The following is a 1,451-nucleotide window of genomic DNA, read 5'->3' on the forward strand; positions in this document are numbered from 1 at the left end:
GAGGGCGTCGGCCCGATCGTTGCGGGCGCGCATCCACGCGGAGTACCCCCACACCCCGAAGCCCATGGCCGCGAACAGGTACCACTGGATCGCGTAGGACAGGTGCGGGCCCTCGTCCAGGGTGGGCTCGACGAGCTTCTGCGGCATCGACCCCACCGCCGGGTCCTCCGTGACCATGATCCCGTAGGCCGTCCCGGCCACGGGCCCGCCCACGGTGTCGGCGATCTCGGCGAGGTCGATCGAGGGCACCTGGCCGTCCGGGGCGTCGCGGTCCAGGGCCGGCTCCCCGGGCTTGACCCGCACCACGACCTCGGCGTGGCCGGCGGGCGGGGTCGGCACGGCGTCCGGACGACCCGGGCTGTTGCCCACCGGGAGCCAGCCGCGGTCCACCACGACGACGGGGCCCTCGTCCGTCCGGAACGGCACGAGCACCTCGTAGCCGGGCTGGCCGGCGCGGGGACGGTTGCGGACGATGAGCGTCTCGTCGACGAGGTACTCGCCGGTCAGTGTCACGGGGGTCCACTCGTCCTCGGTCTGGAACGCGGTGAACAGCCGGGAGGCCGCGGCGAACGGGACCGGGTCGTCGTCGTAGTTCTCCAGGACGCGGTTGACGCGGTGCTGGACCTCCACGCGGCGGTCCCACTGCCACTGGGCGAGCGCGTGGCACAGGAATGCGAAGAGGACGCACACCACGAAGCCGAGGATCCACGGGCCGGTGGCGAGGAAGCCGAAGCGCAGGGGAGGCAGGCGTTGGGCGTCGCGGGCGGTCGGGGCCGTCATGGGGGCGGGGGTGCTCATGGGCGCGGGGGCTCCTGCGGGGTCTCGGGCGTGTCGACCTCGGGCGCCTCCGTGGCGGGCGGGTCGAGCGGGCGGGAGCGCCGCAGGAAGCCGCGGGCGCTCAGGAAGTCGTCCAGGAAGGACCGATGGTCCGCGCAGGCCAGCCAGGTCTTCACCCGGTCCGGGGCGTGGACGCGCGGGTTGTTCCACTCCAGGGCCCAGGCGGCCTCCGCGGTGCAGCCGCGACGCGAGCAGACCGGCCGCTCGGGCCCGTCCGCGGCGGCGTGCGGGGATCGGGCGGTGGAGGCACCGGCGGCGGGGTCGAGGCGGCCGGACGCGAGGGCGCCCAGCAGGTCGATGCCCGGCTCACCCGGGACCGCGCCGGTCACGCGGCGCCCCGTCCGGGCAGGCCGGGACCGCCGGCGGACGAGGACCCTCGGCCCAGCGCCCGGGGCGCACGGTCGCGCGGGTCGTCCACGAGGTCGCCGGTGAGCACGACCGGCTCGGGCGCCGCCGTGTCGTCGGGGCGGGGGGCCAGGGCCGGTCCCTGGGCGGGCACGGCGCGCAGGGTGCCGGCCTGCTGGGGGCCGGTGTTGTTCACGCGCACGACGGCGACGTAGGGCAGCACGACCGCGCCGAGGATGAACCCGAGCTGCCACCAGCCGTGGGCGAAG

At 76.2% G+C, this 1,451-nt stretch carries 3 protein-coding genes; all 3 read right to left on the reverse strand.

Annotation, left to right across the window (positions count from 1 at the left end; genetic code table 11):
- The coding region (locus AB0N07_RS50935) for an SURF1 family protein (RefSeq protein ID WP_365847803.1) at positions 1-798 on the reverse strand (798 nt) is incomplete at its 3' end.
- Positions 795-1,166 carry a hypothetical protein gene (locus tag AB0N07_RS50940; RefSeq protein ID WP_350745471.1) on the reverse strand — a complete coding sequence of 124 codons (372 nt, stop codon included), beginning with the start codon at positions 1,164-1,166 and terminating at the stop codon, positions 795-797. The genes AB0N07_RS50935 and AB0N07_RS50940, both read right to left, overlap by 4 nt.
- Positions 1,163-1,451, reverse strand: a 289-nt coding sequence (locus AB0N07_RS50945; protein ID WP_365847805.1) for a DUF3099 domain-containing protein, incomplete at its 5' end; no start/stop codon positions are given. The genes AB0N07_RS50945 and AB0N07_RS50940, both read right to left, overlap by 4 nt.

Origin of the sequence: Streptomyces sp. NPDC051172, from assembly GCF_040682555.1 — a bacterium.
Lineage (GTDB): Bacteria > Actinomycetota > Actinomycetes > Streptomycetales > Streptomycetaceae > Streptomyces.